This is a genomic window from Rhodococcus erythropolis R138 (assembly GCF_000696675.2).
GTDB lineage: Bacteria > Actinomycetota > Actinomycetes > Mycobacteriales > Mycobacteriaceae > Rhodococcus_F > Rhodococcus_F erythropolis.
On the sequence record NZ_CP007255.1, the window covers coordinates 5319690 to 5337102 of the forward strand.

At 63.7% G+C, this 17413-nt stretch carries 16 protein-coding genes; 11 read left to right on the top strand and 5 right to left on the bottom strand.

All coding sequences use genetic code 11. The annotated features are described in order from the left end of the window. Nucleotides 1–389: 389 nt before the first annotated feature. A complete protein-coding gene (locus H351_RS24385; RefSeq protein WP_029254796.1) occupies nt 390–1226 on the top strand; it encodes a DUF559 domain-containing protein in 837 nt (278 codons plus the stop codon). A 154-nt stretch (nt 1227–1380) separates the two neighbouring features. Here the strand turns inward: H351_RS24385 and groL are convergent, their stop codons facing one another. The 3 genes from groL to H351_RS24400 form a co-directional block, all read right to left on the bottom strand. Continuing rightward, entirely contained in the window at nt 1381–3006 is a 1626-nt protein-coding gene (gene groL, locus H351_RS24390) for a chaperonin GroEL (RefSeq protein ID WP_003941476.1), read from the bottom strand. 273 nt (nt 3007–3279) lie between these two features. Next, nucleotides 3280–3837: a DUF6764 family protein gene (locus H351_RS24395; RefSeq protein WP_019744475.1), complete on the bottom strand. Its 558-nt coding sequence runs from the start codon at nt 3835–3837 to the stop codon at nt 3280–3282. An 81-nt stretch (nt 3838–3918) separates the two neighbouring features. Further along, nucleotides 3919–4704: an HAD-IIA family hydrolase gene (locus tag H351_RS24400; protein ID WP_003941506.1), complete on the bottom strand. Its 786-nt coding sequence runs from the start codon at nt 4702–4704 to the stop codon at nt 3919–3921. Nucleotides 4705–4786: 82 nt separating this feature from the next. On the opposite strand from H351_RS24400, the gene H351_RS24405 reads away from it, so the two are divergent. Both H351_RS24405 and H351_RS24410 read left to right on the top strand, forming a co-directional pair. Then, complete coding sequence (locus H351_RS24405) at nt 4787–5932, top strand: PucR family transcriptional regulator (protein ID WP_021333987.1); 1146 nt, start codon at nt 4787–4789, stop codon at nt 5930–5932. Between the two features lie 156 nt (nt 5933–6088). Beyond that, the gene (locus H351_RS24410; RefSeq protein WP_007733715.1) at nt 6089–7342 is read left to right on the top strand and encodes an NAD(P)/FAD-dependent oxidoreductase; all 1254 of its coding nucleotides are present in this window, start codon (nt 6089–6091) and stop codon (nt 7340–7342) included. Here H351_RS24410 and H351_RS24415 read toward each other — a convergent pair. Beyond that, nucleotides 7314–8705, bottom strand: a complete 1392-nt coding sequence (locus H351_RS24415; RefSeq protein WP_019744479.1) for an amino acid permease — start codon at nt 8703–8705, stop codon at nt 7314–7316. The two genes, H351_RS24410 and H351_RS24415, sit on opposite strands and share 29 nt — an antisense overlap. 189 nt (nt 8706–8894) lie before the next feature. Here H351_RS24415 and H351_RS24420 point away from each other — a divergent pair, with 189 nt between their 5' ends. The 8 genes from H351_RS24420 (at nt 8895) to H351_RS24450 (ending at nt 16369) form a co-directional block, all read left to right on the top strand. Further along, nucleotides 8895–9365, top strand: a complete 471-nt coding sequence (locus H351_RS24420; protein ID WP_003941500.1) for an SRPBCC family protein — start codon at nt 8895–8897, stop codon at nt 9363–9365. Nucleotides 9366–9399: 34 nt separating this feature from the next. Beyond that, nucleotides 9400–9852: a hypothetical protein gene (locus H351_RS24425; protein WP_003941524.1), complete on the top strand. Its 453-nt coding sequence runs from the start codon at nt 9400–9402 to the stop codon at nt 9850–9852. Next, complete coding sequence (locus H351_RS32585; protein WP_244891389.1) at nt 9842–10489, top strand: DNA polymerase III subunit beta family protein; 648 nt, start codon at nt 9842–9844, stop codon at nt 10487–10489. Before H351_RS24425 ends, H351_RS32585 begins: the two co-directional genes overlap by 11 nt. A gap of 1 nt (nt 10490) precedes the next feature. After that, complete coding sequence (locus H351_RS32590) at nt 10491–10862, top strand: hypothetical protein (protein ID WP_244891390.1); 372 nt, start codon at nt 10491–10493, stop codon at nt 10860–10862. A 72-nt stretch (nt 10863–10934) separates the two neighbouring features. Then, nucleotides 10935–11648: a phosphatidylserine decarboxylase gene (locus tag H351_RS24435; protein WP_003941540.1), complete on the top strand. Its 714-nt coding sequence runs from the start codon at nt 10935–10937 to the stop codon at nt 11646–11648. A gap of 59 nt (nt 11649–11707) precedes the next feature. Then, nucleotides 11708–12538 carry a CDP-alcohol phosphatidyltransferase family protein gene (locus H351_RS24440; RefSeq protein ID WP_029254795.1) on the top strand — a complete coding sequence of 277 codons (831 nt, stop codon included), beginning with the start codon at nt 11708–11710 and terminating at the stop codon, nt 12536–12538. A gap of 21 nt (nt 12539–12559) precedes the next feature. Next, complete coding sequence (locus tag H351_RS24445; protein WP_003941536.1) at nt 12560–14737, top strand: AAA family ATPase; 2178 nt, start codon at nt 12560–12562, stop codon at nt 14735–14737. Nucleotides 14738–14746: 9 nt separating this feature from the next. Next, nucleotides 14747–16369 carry an amidohydrolase gene (locus H351_RS24450; protein ID WP_029254794.1) on the top strand — a complete coding sequence of 541 codons (1623 nt, stop codon included), beginning with the start codon at nt 14747–14749 and terminating at the stop codon, nt 16367–16369. A 112-nt stretch (nt 16370–16481) separates the two neighbouring features. On the opposite strand, the gene H351_RS32960 is transcribed toward H351_RS24450, so the two are convergent. Beyond that, nucleotides 16482–17201: a phosphotransferase gene (locus tag H351_RS32960; protein ID WP_051636460.1), complete on the bottom strand. Its 720-nt coding sequence runs from the start codon at nt 17199–17201 to the stop codon at nt 16482–16484. Between the last annotated feature and the right edge of the window lie 212 nt (nt 17202–17413).

Sequence of the window (17413 nt, forward strand, 5' to 3'; positions counted from 1 at the left end):
ATCCGGTTTGGGTGCTTTTTGCCCAAGAATTTCAGATGGATCTGAAACCTGTTCCATATTCGCAGGTCTAGCGTCCAAGACGCCTGAAAATCGAGCAAAATGGAATAGCAACCGGAATGCACGTCGTCCGAAAGGCTTAGTACTTGAGGGTATTCGGAACAGAATCATCCACCAAAAGAACTAGAGGTATCCGCACTTCACAGGTTAGCGGAGGCGAACAATCGGGACGGAAAATATCAAACATCCTTCAACATTCGGATAGGTGAAGCTTCTCGTTCCCCACCTTCTCGATACACCTGTTACGCCATGAGGTTGTCCACACACACGCGGCCATCCACAAAGTGGCTTCTGAATCCGCGTCGTCAGGCCCTTGCCGCCACAGTGCATACGTGGAAGTTGTCACGAGAAACCAGTTGCTCGAGCAGGGCACCTCGAGCAGTTCGATCTCCCGATCCACGCGGTCAGGGCGACTCCATCGAATCCTGCCGTCGGTGTACTCCACCGAAGAACCTGGATACTTCGAGCGTTGCGTCGCGGTCACACTGTGGAAGCCCGAGGCCGTCCTCAGCCATACCAGCGCGGCCTGGCTGTGGGATCTCCTGCCGGAGGAACCACGCTTCGTCGAGGCCACCGTGGCTCCCAGCGTCCGAGCAGGCAGTCCGCAGTGGGTACGGCTTCACCGACGAACAGGAGTCTCGTCGGATGAGTGGATGGGTTTACCGATCGTGCCGATCGAGCAGTGCTTCATCGACGTCGCGACCACGTTGCCACGCCCGGAACTCGAGGCCTTCTTCGACGCGGCGGTATCGACCCGAGTGCCGTGGAAGTCGATAGCCCAACTGTGTGATGCGAGCCGCGGCAGGCACGGGATCCCCGCCGTACGCGAACAACTCCGCACCTGTTGCCCGCTCACTCGTTCGGAACCGGAGCGAGCAGTCGCCCGTGCGCTGACTGCGCGCAACGTCCACCTGGAGATCAACGCTCGGGTCGGACCCTACTTCGGCGACCTGGTCGACACGCGAGCCCGGGTGATCGTGGAGATCGACGGGCGCGAATTCCATACCGACCCCGCAACTTTCAACAACGATCGACGGCGTCAGAACGCACTCGTTCTCGACGGATGGATGGTGTTGCGTTACTCCGCCGCCACCGCGATGGCCCATCTCGACGCTGTGGCGGACGAAATCATCACAGTGGTCCGAAGACGCCGACACAACCGGACGTAAGCGCGGGCGTAAACGCACACAGCATCGAGCGTGCAACGGGAAACCGCGATCGCGTCGCAGTAGTGGACAAAAATGCCCGCATTTGTCTCCAGACAAGCAAAAGCCCGGCCCACCGAATGGTGGGCCGGGCTCTAGGAGCTAGGTGGAGATGGACTCAGAAGTCCATGCCGCCCATGCCGCCGGTCGGATCGCCTGCAGGCGCTCCGGCCTTCTCGGGCTTGTCAGCGACAACGGCTTCGGTCGTCAGGAACAGAGCCGCGATGGACGCTGCGTTCTGCAGTGCCGAGCGGGTGACCTTGACCGGGTCGTTGATGCCTGCAGCGAGCAGGTCGCCGTACTCGTTGGTCGCAGCGTTGAGGCCGTGACCTGCGGGCAGGTTGGAGACCTTGTCCGCAACAACGCCGGGCTCGAGGCCTGCGTTGAATGCGATCTGCTTGAGCGGAGCGGACAGTGCAACGCGAACGATGTTCGCGCCGGTTGCCTCGTCACCTTCGAGCTTGAGGTCGTCCAGTGCGGGAGCTGCCTGGAGAAGTGCAACGCCACCACCGGCGACGATGCCCTCTTCGACGGCTGCCTTTGCGTTACGCACTGCATCTTCGATGCGGTGCTTGCGCTCCTTGAGCTCGACCTCGGTAGCAGCGCCGGCCTTGATGACTGCAACGCCGCCGGCCAGCTTGGCCAGACGTTCCTGCAGCTTCTCACGGTCGTAATCCGAGTCGCTGTTCTCGATCTCGGCGCGGATCTGGCTGACACGACCGGCGATTGCGTCGGCGTCGCCGGCACCCTCGACGATGGTGGTCTCGTCCTTGGTGATGACGACCTTGCGTGCCTGGCCGAGGAGCTCGAGGCCTGCGGTCTCCAAGGAGAGTCCGACCTCTTCGCTGATGACCTCGCCACCGGTGAGGATGGCGATGTCGGCGAGCTGAGCCTTACGACGGTCACCGAAGCCGGGAGCCTTGACGGCAACAGACTTGAAGGTGCCACGGATCTTGTTGACCACGAGGGTGGAGAGAGCTTCGCCCTCGACGTCCTCGGCGATGATCAGGAGCGGCTTGCCGGACTGGATGACCTTCTCCAGCAGGGGCAGCAGGTCCTTGACCGTGGAGATCTTGGAGCTGACGAGCAGGATGTACGCGTCTTCGAGGACGGCTTCCTGACGCTCTGCATCGGTGGCGAAGTACGCCGAGATGTAGCCCTTGTCGAAGCGCATGCCCTCGGTGAGCTCGAGCTGCAGGCCGAAGGTGTTGGACTCCTCGACCGTGATGACGCCTTCCTTGCCGACCTTGTCCATAGCCTCGGCGATGAGCTCACCGATGGACGGGTCGCCGGCGGAAATACCGGCGGTAGCAGCGATCTGCTCCTTGGTGTCGATCTCCTTGGCGGTCTCGAGCAGGCGAGCTGTGACAGCCTCGACAGCCTTCTCGATGCCGCGCTTGAGGCCGAGCGGGTTCGCGCCGGCTGCGACGTTGCGCAGGCCTTCACGGACCAGAGCCTGTGCGAGAACGGTAGCGGTGGTGGTGCCGTCGCCAGCGACGTCGTCAGTCTTCTTGGCGACCTCCTTGACGAGCTCGGCGCCGATCTTCTCGTACGGGTCGTCGAGTTCGATCTCCTTGGCGATGGAAACACCATCGTTGGTGATCGTGGGGGCGCCCCACTTCTTTTCGAGAACGACGTTGCGACCCTTGGGGCCCAACGTCACCTTGACAGCGTCGGCGAGGGCGTTGAGGCCTCGCTCGAGGCCACGACGTGCCTCTTCGTCGAACGCGATGATCTTTGCCATTGCGAAGTGATCCTCCGGATAGGGGGTGACACACAAGGTGACCGCTCGTCGGGTCACCTCATCGGCACAAGGCGACCGTTTGACCAGTCACCTCATTACACGGGCGACCGATTTGCCTGGTCACCCATCTACGCCTGTGGTCTAGTCAGTGCCCGCGACGGACGACCGGGGGTGTCTATGGTTCCCGGTCTCACTGCCTCGACCTGGCACTCACGGTTCGCGAGTGCCAACTGCATTTTTAGCACTCGAGCGTGCCGAGTGCAAGGTTGAGCCTCAGCCCGCGATGCAGAACTGTCCGTTACTCAAATTGACCGCAAACGAGAGCACTCCGACGCAGTCGACGCCGTTGGCATCGGCCGTAGCGCCCGCTCCGTAACCGGCGATGGCGAAGGTGACGTTGCCGTCAGCCGCCCCGGCCCGCGCGATACCGCCGCCGAGCGCAAATGCCTGCGCCTGACCGTTACCGCGAGAAGCCCCCAGCGCGGTTCCGAAGCCGTTTGCATATGAATTGGAGTAGCCGTTGTCGGCGGCGACGCTCACAGCGGTACCGCTCTCGGCAGCACCGGCCTGCGAACGGCCGGCTCCGACGGACTGCGCGCCGCAGCTCGCGGTCTCGGAGACCTGGATGTCATTGGCCGACGGCGGCGAGACACACGTGACGGGGGCTGCCGAAGCAGCTCCCGCACCGGTCAGCGCCAGCCCGGCGGCGAGCCCCATACCTACAGTCATCACAGCCCCTGTTCTCGCCAGGCGGCCCCCCAACCGACTACTGGAAATTCCGCTGACTCGAGAGGATGAGCGACGGAACCAGACTGACGAGATCAAGGGCATAGAAAACTCCTTCGTGGAACAAGTTCATTGGATTCGGGCGCGAGAGTACCCGCTCGAGTGAAGTCCGTCACCCCCGCCTGGTCAAGCCTCGAGGACGACCCCGAGAAGGGCCGGAAGATCCGCGACCGAATCGATGACATGATCAGGCTTCTGAACCGACAGGTCGAGCACTGTTTGCCGAAACTTGCCTGTGCGCACCAGAACTCCGGTCAGGCCGACCCGCTGTGAGGAGAGGACGTCCCCGATCAGGTCGTCGCCGACCATCACCGTCGCCTCAGGTTCGACATGCATCAGCTCCGTGGCTGTCAGGAACCCCGTGAGAGACGGTTTACCCACTGCGGCGATATTTACACCTGCCACTTCCTCGAAGCCCGGCAAGTACGTTCCGGTGTCGATCCGAAGGCCGTCTACGGTCTCCCACATCATCCCGCGGTGCATCGCGACGACGGGCACACCGGCGAGCAGAAGTTCGAGCACTCGGCTCAGCGCCTCGTGGGTGAACTCCGGGCCGGCGCCGCCGAGAATCACGACCTCCGGATCGGCGTCGTCGAATTCGATTCCCTCGAGATCGGCAGACACGTCACCGTGATTGAGGACCCACGCCCGCGCGTCCGGGTAGGTCGCCCGCACGTACTCCCCTGTGAGCCTGGCGGCAGTAACTATCTGGCTCGCCTCGACCTCGATACCGGCGTCGCACAACCCCTGCGCGATGAGCGTCGAACTGCGCGAGGTTGTGTTGGTCAGAAATCCACAGGCCAATCCGCGCCGCCGAACTTCGCGTACTGCTTCCCCTGCTCCCTCGATCGGCTGCCAGGACGTGAGCAGGACTCCGTCGATATCGAACAGAACACCTTCGATGTCGGCCATTGCACCAGCCTATATTCGCCATCGAGGTCCTGCCGAGGCGTCGTAACCCGAAATCCGTCGATCGCTCAGTAGGCTCCCACCCATGGACCTGCGCGACGACGACCTCTTCTCCGTTGCCGGTTCTCTGGCCGAATTGCTCGGCGCTCCCGTCACGATCGAGGACGAGAACTCGACTGTCCTCGCGTACTCCGGCGGCGAGCAGGCCGTGGACGAAGCTCGCATCGGCACGATCCTCGGCCGGCAGGTACCCAGCCGATTCCGCCAATTACTCTCCGATGCAGGAGTATTCGATCGTCTCCACCGAGAGAGTGACCCAATCTACGTTGATCTCGAAGACCCTGCGATCACGCCGCGCCTGGTCATCGCAGTTCGCGAGAACGATCGCCCCGTCGGCTCGATCTGGGTCGCACTCGCCGGAACACCGACGCCCACACAGGAATCGATACTTCGATCCGCGGTATCTGTCGTGGCCGAGAGAATCGCCTCGGAGCGTGACCGGGTCGACAGCACACGCCGTCGCCAATCCCAGCGCGTCCAAGCTCTGATCGGCGGTGGCGAACCCGCATTCCGCGCCGCCGACGACTTGCGGTTGGCAGGCCCGCTCACCGTCGTCGCCGTCGGAACCGTTGCGGGACCACTGCCGGCGGGGTTGGTCGCCTCTTTGAGCTTGTACCTCGACACTCTGGCCGTCGACGCCGTTGCAGCTCAACTGTCCGAGACCATCTACCTTGTCATCGCGACCGACGAGACCAACGCTCGCCGATTGTCCGCCGACTTCCTCACCCGCGCCCGCGGTCGCGAATTCCTGGCAGTGGCCGTCGGTCGGACAGTGAAGTCTGCAAGCGAATCACATCTTTCGCGCTCGGACACCGACCATGTTCTCGGAGCGCTTCGTCATGGCCGGTCCGGCGGAACCGTCGCGGGAATGAGGGACACGTTGGCCTCCGTACTCGCCCTGCACGTCGCCGACATCATCGACGGACTCGGCGACTCCACACCACTCGGAAGCCTCGAACGTCACGACTCTCAGCACGGCAGCGATCTGGTCGCGACGGCAAAGGCCTTTCTCGAGCACGGCGGTGACGTGGCGAATTCTTCTGCCGCACTGCATGTTCACCCCAACACGCTCCGCAACCGCCTGCGTCGAGGCAAGGAGATGTGCGGCGTCGACCTGACCGACGCCGACACCCGCTTGATTCTGATGCTGCAGTTCAAACTCGCTCGCTGAGCAGGCGCGGCGGTGCGTTGTGCGAATCCACAACGAGGTAGCTCCGACGATGGCCGAACGGCCAGTCCTTTTGCCGCCCCCGCGATTCATGCTTGAGAGAAGAGCCGGATGTGACCGGCGTCTCGGTTCGAGCAGAGTCTGTAGAAGGAGTGCGTCATGGGAACTCGTCAGAGCCCCGATCGTGTGGTCGTGGTCGGTGCGGGTGTTGTCGGATTGTCGACGGCCTGGTTCTTGCAGGAACGTGGAGTCGAGGTCACCGTCGTCGATCGCGACGGCGTCGCAGCCGACGCGAGCTGGGGCAACGCCGGTTGGCTTGCCCCCGCATTGACGCTTCCGCTGCCCGAACCCGCAGTGCTCCAATACGGCTTGCGCGCGATGCTCAGCCCGTCGTCCCCGGTGTACGTGCCACTGACCACCGATCTGAAGCTGATTCGGTTCCTGGTCGGGTTCGCGCGCCACTGCACGCCGTCGAAGTGGCAGGAAGCGATGTCGGTCTACACCGAGGTCAACCGAACAGCCTTGGGCGCGTACGACGAACTCGCCGACGGTGGCGTCAAAGAGCTGACCCGCCTGGCCGATCCTTTCCTCGCCGCGTTTGCGTCCGAGAAGGACCGACAGACCTTGGTGGACGAGTTCCATCACGTCGAGGCCGCGGGCGGCGAGGTCGACTTCGACCTCCTCGACTACGACGCGATTCATTCGCTCGAGCCTTCACTCGGCCAGGGTGTGAAAGCCGGTTTGCGTCTGCGTAATCAGCGTTTCATCGATCCCCCGTTGTTCGTGAACTCGTTGGCGGACGCGGTTCGTGAACGCGGTGGAGAAATCGTCAGCGGTTTCGACGTCACGCAGATCGACGATCGGGTCGGCGGAGTCACTGTTCGCAGTGCACACGGTGATTCACGCGACGGCGACGCCGTGGTCATCTCGAGCGGTGCCCGCTTGAACAAGCTCGCAGCACCGTTCGGTGTGCGCAAACTGGTGCAGGCCGGACGCGGATACAGCTTCAGTGTCAAGCCCGAGCACCTCCCCAAGAACCCTGTGTATTTCCCCACCCAGCGCGTCGCATGCACTCCGTTGCACGATCGCTTCCGAGTGGCCGGAATGATGGAATTCCGCAGCCCTGACGCGCCGCTGGATCCACGCCGCGTGCAGGCGATCATCGATGCGGCCAAGCCGATGCTCAGCGGCATCGACTGGACTGCGCGGGAAGAGGAATGGGTGGGATCACGACCGTGCACTACCGACGGCTTGCCGTTGATCGGAGCCACGAAGTCGCCGCGGGTGCACGTCGCCGGTGGTCACGGGATGTGGGGAATCGCCCTGGGTCCGTTGACCGGAAAGATGGTGGCCGACTCGATGACCGGCGCTCAGACGCCGACCGTCATGCGCCACTTCGATCCGCTGCGCTGACAGCCGGTTTCACCCACTTGTAGTACGCGCCCGTCAGCAGAACCAGCCATCCGGCACCGACGAGCAGCGCAACTCGGGTATCGGCGATGACGCCGAGCAACACGATGACAAAAGCCAGGAACACGATCGCGAAGATCTGACCGTACGGCCACAGCGGCACTGGAAACTTCAGTGCCGCTGTTTCGTCTGCACTCATCTGAGCGCGGGAACGGAACTGCGAGAGCAGGATCATGATCCAGACGAAAATGGTGGCGAAGGTCGCCAGCGAGGCGATGACGAGGAACACCTGGTCCGGGATCAGGTAGTTGAGCAGTACTCCCACCAACAGGGCACCGGTCATGATGACAACAGTCATCCACGGAACACCGTTGGCGGAGACTCTCTTCATCACCTGCGGGGCCTGACCGGCATGCGACATTCCGAACATCATGCGACCCGCACCGAAAACGTCGCTGTTGATGGCGGACAGGGCCGCGGTGATGACAACGATGTTGAGGATCGATGCGGCCGTTCCCAATCCGAGGTTCTCGAAGATCTGGACGAACGGGCTGTTGTCGGAGTTGATGGTCTGCCACGGAATGATCGCCATGATGACGGCGAGGGTGCAGATGTAGAAGAGAATGATGCGCACCGGGACCGTGTTGACGGCTTTCCTGATGGTCTGCGCCGGATCCTCGGCTTCGCCCGCGGTGATACCGATGATCTCGGTGCCACCGAACGCGAACATGACGATCGCGAAACACGCGACGAATCCGCCGAAGCCCGTCGCGAAGAACCCGCCGTCCGACCAGAGGTGGCTGATTCCGGCATCGGTGTCGTGAACGCCGAATCCGAACACGATGATCGCGATGCCGCCGGCGATCATCGCGATGATGGCGGTGATCTTCACGAGCGTGAACCAGAATTCCAGTTCGCCGAACACCTTGACGCTCAACAGGTTTATCGCGCCGATGAAGAAGACGACAGCCAGAACCCAGATCCATCTCGGTACGTCCGGGAACCAGAACTGCATGTACAGGCCGAAGGCGGTGACGTCGGCGAGGCACACGATCACCATCTCGAACGTGTACGTCCACCCGGTCATGAAACCGGCGAGTGGTCCGAGGTGCTTGTTCGCGTACTCGCTGAACGAACCGGAAACCGGGTTACGGACCGCCATCTCGCCGAGCGCTCGCAACACCAGGTAGACCGCGATACCGCCGATCAGGTAGGCCAGGAGCACCGACGGGCCGGCTCGTTTGATGGCCTCGGCGCTGCCGTAGAACAGTCCGGTTCCGATGGCTGATCCGAGGGCGATGAAGCGGATATGGCGCGCTGTCAGCCCTCGCTTGAGGCCATCCTGCGTCGCGGCGTCGCTGTTCACTTCTCGGTACTCCAGTCGGATGGATCGTCATACGTGCGCGAACCATTGTCCGCTACCACCGCGCGTGTTCCCGCACGACCCTGTTGGACGGCCGTACAGTGACCTGACACACATGGTCCATTGACGGATCGCTTACGATCGACAAAAGTGTTTGTAACTTTACGTAGCATCAACTCGACTGGAGAGACTGTGTCCAACACCCTCGAAGCAAGCATCGACATCGACGCATCACCGCAGGACGTGTGGGCAATCGTCGCCGACCTGCAGCGCATGGGCGAATGGAGCCCCCAGTGCAAGGTGATGAAGGTAATCGGCGGGACCGTGCGTGAGGGCGCCAAGACGATCAACGTCAACCGCAAGGGCCTGCTGGTCTGGCCGACGTCGTCGAAGGTCGTTCGCTTCGAGCCCAACAAGTCGGTGGCGTTCCGCATCGCGGAGAACCGCACGATCTGGTCCTACGAACTCGAGCCGACCGCAACCGGCACCAAAGTGACCGAGCGTCGCGAGGCTCCCACCGGAACGTCGAAGGTCTCGCAGTTCCTCGTCAAGACCGTCCTGGGCGGAAACGCCGACTTCGAGGTCGAGCTCGTTGAAGGCATGAATGCCACATTGAAGCGTGTGAAGAGCGAGGCCGAGGCGGCTGCACGCACCTCTGCTTGACCCTCGACCTGGTCGAGGCATCAGGATCCGTTCCATGGATCCCGTGATGACACAGATAGCGCAGGCACAAGAATTGGCGAGCTCCGGCGATCGAGCCGGGGCTCGCTCTGCGTTCGAGAAGGTGTGGGAAGAGATCAGCGCCGCCCCCGATGCGCTCCACATCGTCTCCCTCGCGCACTACATGGCCGACGTTCAAGACGATCCGGCTCAGGAGCTCTGCTGGGACCTGCGCGCCCTCGACGCTGCCGATTCGTTGACCGACGCGCGAGCCCAGGAACACCACGCATCGCTGCAGGTCGCCGGTTTCTATCCATCGCTGCACCTCAACCTGGCTGCCGACTACCGCAAACTCGGACGCGACACCGAGGCCGTCGAACATCTGACGAAGGCCGAGGCGTCGGTCGGCACACTCGCCGACGACGGTTACGGCCGGATGATCAGGGGCGCCATCGAGCGACTGCGGGCAGAATTGATCCGTGACCACTAGTTCCGCCCTCTTGACGATCGGCGAGATGTCCAGGGCGTCGGCGCTCCCGATCAGCGCGCTGCGGTTCTATGACAAGGAAGGCGTGCTCGGCCCGCATTCCGTCGATCCGCACACCGGTTACCGCTGGTACACCGACGATCAGCTCCGCGACGCCCGCATGATCGCCGGTATGCGACGCGTCGGTGTTCCGATCCGCGACATGATGGCCGTCCTGACAGGGCCGGAACCGCATTCGTGCCTGGACGCCCATCTGCGCAACCTCGAGGACGGTCTCGCCGACGCCCGCGCCGAACTGGGGCGAATTCACCGGCTGATCGATTCGCTACCTGCCTCCGGCGGCGTGGACATCGACTCGTGGGATCTACGACGCGCACTCGACGCCGTGCTGTTCGCCGTGAACGAGGAATCGGAGTTCCCGATACTTCGCGGCGTCCACCTCGACATTCACGACGGCGTCGCTGCGTTTGTCACCACTGATCAGTTCCGGCTCGCGGTCGCAGAGGTGAAAGTTCACTCTGCTCTGACGGTGTCCGCTGTCGTTCCCGTGGCCTTCGCGCGATTGTTGCGCGATGTCGCCGGCGTCGTGACGCTGACTTTCTCCCCGCGCACGGTGACTGCGTCGTATCCGGGGGGGTGAGGTGTCCAGTCCCCTGATCGAGGACGGAGAGTTCCCTGATCACCGAATCCTGCGCGAGCACAACGACGCCGTCGAACTGAGCGGCGACCACCTTGCCGCCCTGCTCAACGGCACCGAGGACAGTGCCGTCGTCAGCGTCGGCGAAGACGGTGGTGCCCGGGTGGATCCGGGCGGAACAGATCCCCGTGAGAGGTTCCGAGTACTGGTCGACCGGCAGCGACTGCGCGACGCCGCCGCAGCCCAACCGGGGCGGCAACTGGTGATCCGAGTAAGCGGTGCGACGCTCCCGCTGGCGATACGCACCGGCGACTGTGTCGGGTACTACTCGTACTTGATGCCACTACAGCCTGTAGGAGAGAAGGCGTTCACGTAATCTATGGATGCTCTACCACCCCGTACTGTCAGTGCGACCAGCAGAAGACCTACCGAGTAGTTAGAGGAGCCTGTGGCACGCCGACCCACACCCCCCGGAACCCCGCAACCCACCGGGATCGGACATATCGTCGATCTGGTTCGCCATGCGATTCCGCCACTTCATCCCGCCGGCCTGCCGTTCGTGCTGGCCCCGCTGGGAGTTGCAGCTCTGGGCCGCAACCGTAAGTGGGTGCGCCGAGCCGGTCTGACCACCGCCGCCGCATGCGCCACGTTCTTCCGTCACCCGCACCGGGTGCCGCCCAACCGCATCGGCGTCGTCGTCGCACCCGCCGACGGCGAGGTGGCGCTGGTCGACAACGCCGTTCCGCCCGCCGAGCTCAATCTCGGAAGCGAGCCGCGCCCGCGCGTCAGCATCTTCCTGTCGGTTCTCGACGTGCATGTCCAGCGCAGCCCTGTCGGTGGCACGGTCAAAGAGGTCGTTCACCAGGCAGGCAAGTTCCTCTCCGCAGATCTCGCCGACGCCAGCGAGGTCAACGAGCGCAACAGCATGCTGATCGAAACCGCCGATGGTCACGACGTTGCGGTTGTCCAGATCGCGGGACTGCTCGCACGCCGCATCGTCTGCTACGCCGGTGTCGGTGACGTCCTGCCGATCGGCGACACGTACGGACTGATCCGTTTCGGCTCACGCGTCGACACCTATTTCCCCGCCGGAACCACACTCCTGGTCGAGCCGGGACAACGCACGATCGGTGCTGAAACAGTTATCGCGCAACTGCCGTGAAGACGCCGAAGATGAAGTCAGCCGTGAAGAAGCCGGGAGCAGCCCAACCCGGCGCGAAGATGCCCAAACGCACCCAGGCGGTGCGGTTGCTGCCGTCCGTCATCACCATCCTGGCGCTGTGCGCCGGGCTGTCCGCCGTCAAATTCGCTCTCGACGGACAACCCGGTACCTCGCTCGCGATGATCGGCGCCGCTGCCGTCCTCGATTCACTCGACGGCCGCATCGCGCGACTGCTCGACGCCACCAGCAAGATCGGCGCCGAACTCGACTCACTGGCCGACTCCATCTCCTTCGGCGTCGCCCCGGCCCTGGTCCTGTACGTGACCTTGCTGGACGGCACCAGCATCGGCTGGATCATCGCGTTGATCTACGCGGTCAGCATCGTGTTGCGACTCGCACGTTTCAACACCCTGCTCGACGACGACGACGTCCCCGCGTACGCACGTGAGTACTTCGTCGGCGTGCCGGCTCCGGCCGGCGCACTCATCGCCCTCACTCCCCTGGCCGCGACGGCTCAGTGGGGTGACGGCTGGTGGTCTTCGCACTTCGTCGTCATCGTGTGGACGCTCTTCTCGGCTGCACTGATCGTCAGCCGCATCCCGACGCTGGCGATGAAGTCGGTATCCGTGCCGCCGCACATGGCGGCCGGCCTGCTCGTCCTGGTGACGTTGGCTGCGGCCGCACTCATCACCTACCCGTACATCCTGCTGATCGTTCTCATCGCGATCTACCTGGTGCACATCCCGTTTGCCGTGCACTCGAAGCGGTGGGTGGCAGCACGTCCCGAAACCTGGGACATCAAGCCTTCCGAACGCCGCGCGATCCGACGTCAACCCAACGTCGGTGGCCGCCGCTCGGCCGCTCGTCTCGGATTGCGGCGACCCCGCTAGTCCACGACGTACTCTCGAGAGGTGACTTCGCCGGAACTCGCCCTCACCGTTCGACTCAACACCTCTGCCGCCGACCTACGCCGCGGGGTAGTGCGCTTGCACCCCGAAGCGTTGGCGGCGTTGGGCATCCGCGAATGGGATGCCATCGCACTCATGGGAGCCCGCGGCACCGCGACCGTCGCGGGCCGTGCGCCCACCGGAACCCCGGCAGGCACGATCCTTCTCGACGACGTCACCATGTCGAACGTCGGCCTGACCGAGAACTCTTCCGTCGTGGTCGGTCCGGTGACGGTGTACGGAGCGCGATCCGTCTCCGTCACCGGCTCGTCCATGGCGACAAATTCGATCAGCTCGACGGTTCTGCGACAAGCCCTTCTGGGCAAGGTCGTCAGCGTCGGCGACACGGTCTCGCTCCTCCCCCGCGATCTCGGTCCGGGTACGAGCACTTCCGAAGCCACCCAAGCGCTTTCCCGTACCTTCGGCGTCGCGTGGACATCCGAACTGCTCACCGTCACGGCCGTCGAACCTGCCGGTGGTCCGGTCAGCGTCCAGCCGAATTCGGCGGTCAACTGGGGTTCCGGCTCGGCGGGCACACTGACACCGAGTGCGCTTGTTTCCAGTCCGGCCGCCGTCGCAATCGAGCCTGCACCGTCGGTTCCGCTGGATCACCTCGTCGGCGCGCAGGCGCAGGCAGCCAAGCTGACCGAGTGGCTCGGCCTGGCACTCGACGAACCAGAACTGCTCCGTACGCTCGGCGCCTCACCGCACCTCGGCGTCCTCATCACGGGCCCCGCCGGCGTGGGCAAAGCCACGTTGGCCCGCTCGGTCCTGTCCTCGCGCAAACTGGTCGAACTCGACGGTCCGGGAGTCGGTGCCACCGAGGCGAATACCCGCCTGCAGCGAATCGTCGACGCCGTTGCTGCCGTGCGCGGCGGTGGTGTACTGCTGATCAGTGACATCGACGCTCTGCTTCCGGCCACCGCGGAACCGGTGTCCGCACTGATCCTCGAACAACTGCGCAGCGCCGTCGCAACCCCGGGCGTGGCATTCGTCGCGACCTCCGCCCATCCGGAGACCGTCGACGCGCGCCTTCGCGGCCAGGATCTCTGCGATCGAGAACTCGCACTTACCCTGCCGGACGGCGCAACTCGCAAGGCGTTGCTCGAACTCCTGCTCCGCCGAGTGCCCACCGGAACCCTCGAGCTCGACGCCATCGCCTCGCGCGCACCCGGATTCGTGGTCGCCGACCTCGCGGCGCTCTGCCGTGAAGCCGCCTTGCGAGCGGCGACGCGGGCCTCCAAATCCGGTGATTCTCCGGAGATCACGCAGGAAGATCTTGTCGGGGCCCTCGAAGTGATTCGGCCACTGTCCCGTTCGAGTACCGAAGAACTGTCGATCGGCAGCGTCACCCTCGACGACGTCGGCGATATGGTCGAAACCAAACAGGCGCTCACCGAGGCGGTGTTGTGGCCGCTGCAGCACCCCGACTCCTTCGCGCGCCTCGGTGTCGACCCGCCCCGCGGCGTGCTCCTCTACGGCCCTCCTGGCTGCGGCAAGACGTATCTCGTTCGCGCCCTTGCCAGCTCGGGGCACCTCAGCGTTCATGCCGTGAAAGGCGCAGAGCTGATGGACAAGTGGGTCGGCGCCTCCGAAAAGGCCGTAAGAGAGTTGTTCCAGCGCGCACGCGATTCGGCGCCCTCGTTGATCTTCCTCGACGAAATCGACGCCCTTGCCCCGCGTCGTGGTCAAAGTTCCGACTCCGGGGTGTCAGATCGCGTCGTAGCCGCGTTGTTGACCGAACTCGACGGCGTCGAACCGCTACGCGACGTCGTGGTGTTGGGCGCCACCAATCGACCGGATCTGATCGACCCGGCTCTCCTGCGCCCCGGCAGACTCGAACGTCTCGTATTCGTACCGCCGCCGGATGCGGAGGCTCGCAAAGCGATTCTGCGTGCTTCCGGCAAGTCGGTACCGCTCGCCGAAGATGTCGATTTGGACATTCTGGCCGTCGATCTCGAGGGATACTCGGCAGCAGACTGCTCGGCTCTCCTGCGTGAGGCTGCACTCGCCGCCATGCGTCGGAGCATGGACGCGGCCGACGTGACGGCCGCGGACGTGGCAACCGCCCGTGAGAAGGTACGTCCCTCACTCGATCCCGAGCAGGTGGCACACCTACAGGCGTACGCGGACAACCGATAAGGACTGACCATGGCTGCTGATCTGGTTCTGTACGGCGACATCGTGACCATGCACGAGGACTCACCACGCGCCCAGGCGCTCGCCGTGACGGGCGGCCGGATCACAGCCGTCGGAGCGCGCACGGATGTCGAGGAACTGGTGGGGCCGGACACCCGCGTCGTCGACGTCGGAGGTGCCGCTGTTCTGCCGGGGTTCATCGAGCCGCACGGTCACCCCCTGGAAGAAGCCATCGTTCTCGGGCCTGACGTCGTCGACATCCGGCCTGTCACGATCGCCGAGGCGGATGCCGTAGTTGCTGCCGTCGTCGACACTGTTCGTTCGCGAGGTGCTGCCGGCGCTTCTTTGAACGGTTGGGACCCGTTGCTGCAGAAGGGCCTACCCGATCCGACCATCGACTGGCTGGACTCCGTAGCGCCGGAGTACCCCCTCGTGATCATGCACAACTCGGGACACGTCGCGTATTTCAACACGGCGGCAGCAGTGCAGGCCGGCATCACCCGCGATACCCCCGATCCGATCGGCGGATCGTACGGCCACGACGCGACGGGCGCACTCGACGGATCCGCGTACGAAATGCCCGCGGTGTTTGCAGTCGCGGGCCACGCAGTCACCATCGGTGACGACTTCCCCGCACTGGTGGCGGCCGAATGCGCCCGGCTGAACGCCGCGGGAATCACCACCATCGCCGAATTGTCGTTCGACCCCAAGATGCGGCCCGCCCTGGCAGCGATAGCCGACGCCGGACTGCTCACCACCCGCCTGCGGCTCTACGAGATGTCCAACGACGCGCGCACTACCGAGGCGTCACCGGGCGACGGAAACGACCTGGTGCGCCAGATCGGCATCAAGGTCTGGTCCGACGGTTCACCGTGGGTCGGCAACATCGCCACCAGCTTCCCGTATCTCGATACCGAAGCCACCCGCGCGCTCGGGATCGCCTGCACACACGGGCATGCCAACTACACCGGCGAACAGATCCACGACATCAGTTCCGCCTACTTCGCCAAAGGGTGGCAGATGGCGTGCCACGCCCACGGTGACGACGCGATCACCATGGTTCTCGACGCGTGGGAGCAGCTTCTGAAGGAGCACCCCCGGCCCGATCACCGGTTGCGTCTCGAACACGTCGGCGCGATGCGTCCGGATCAGTTCGTCCGCGCGGCGGAACTGGGCGTCACGGTCAGCATCTTCATCGACCACCTGCACTACTGGGGTGACGTTCTGGTGGATGACCTGTTCGGTCCCGAATACGGATCCGTTTGGGCCGCAGCAGGATCTGCACTCGCGGCCGGACAACGGTTCACCTTCCACAACGACGGTCCCGTCACCCCCGCCAATCCGCTACGAAACATGCAGGACGCCGTCACCAGGCTTTCGCCCAGCGGCCGCGTCGTGGCACCCCAGGAACGGATCCCCGTGGACGCCGCCGTGCGCGCCCATACGGTCAACGCCGCGTGGCAGCTGTTCAGCGAAGATCACATCGGGTCCATCTTTCCCGGCGCCTACGCGGATCTTGTTGTGCTGTCGGCAAATCCCCTCGACGTCGAGCCGACCAGGCTGGCCGACATCACGGTGCTCGCCACCACCCTGGAGGGCCGGACGGTGTACGGAGACCTGAGCGCGATCGGCTGATCGGTCGCCGAACGCCGTGGACAAAGGCCGTAAACCTTCTCTGCTCGATTTCCAAGGATCGTTGCGAGAACGGAGACGGCGCAAGTGGTCTCAGGGTTCAGTGCGGATGTCGTCAATGACCTGGGCAATCGCATGTTTCGCCCAGTCCGTGATCTGCTCGTTCGTGTCGCGGTAGTACGGCAAGGCAACCAATGCAATCGACGCTCACCAGGATGTTTCCCGGGTGCAGATCCGAGTGCATCCACACCGCTGGGCCTGCGTGGTCGATGACGTGGCGCGCCTTTTCCCACGCCGCCTCCGCCAGCGCTCCGTTCAGCAGGTCGCCACACGCTGCAATACTCGCTCGAGTCGCTGAATCTCGTCGCTCAATCGGATCGGCCCGGTAGGAATGCAGCGATCCCTGTGGGCGCAATCCGATTGTGTCGATCCGACGTAGACTGTTCACGAAGTCTGCGAGTTGGATGGCCAGGTGGTCATCGACCATGCCGGGCACAGGGTTTCGCCCTGGCACCCACGGGTGCACCGACCATTGCCACGGGTATCCGAAGGCCGCCTCACCCACACCTACCGGAACGGGCACGGGGACCGGTAGGTGTGGAGCCAGATGCGGCACCAACTGTTGCTCCTTCGTGATTCCCTCTGCCGCACCTGGGGTGCGGGGCATACGGATTACGAGTGAATCGCCTACTCGGATCATGACGTTGTCGGTGCCGATCGACTCGACCAAGCGCAACGGCAGATTGGCCCACTGTGGCATCTGACTCGAGAGCAATCGCCGCACCAACGCGACATCGATGTCTGGTTCCTCCATGTGCAACTTCCGAATCTGCATGACATGAGCAAACCACTCCCGCACATTCCGGCGATCAAGAAGTCATGAAGAAGACAGCAGTCGCACAGTGCCGACAATGTCCGTCCGCATCACCGACCGCGACACATCCAGACCTCCTTCGCCGTGACTGCCGCAGATCGAATGAACATCCGAAAGGTCCCAAAAATCGGAATTGTCGAAAATTATTGCATAGGAACAGTTTTCGAGATGCA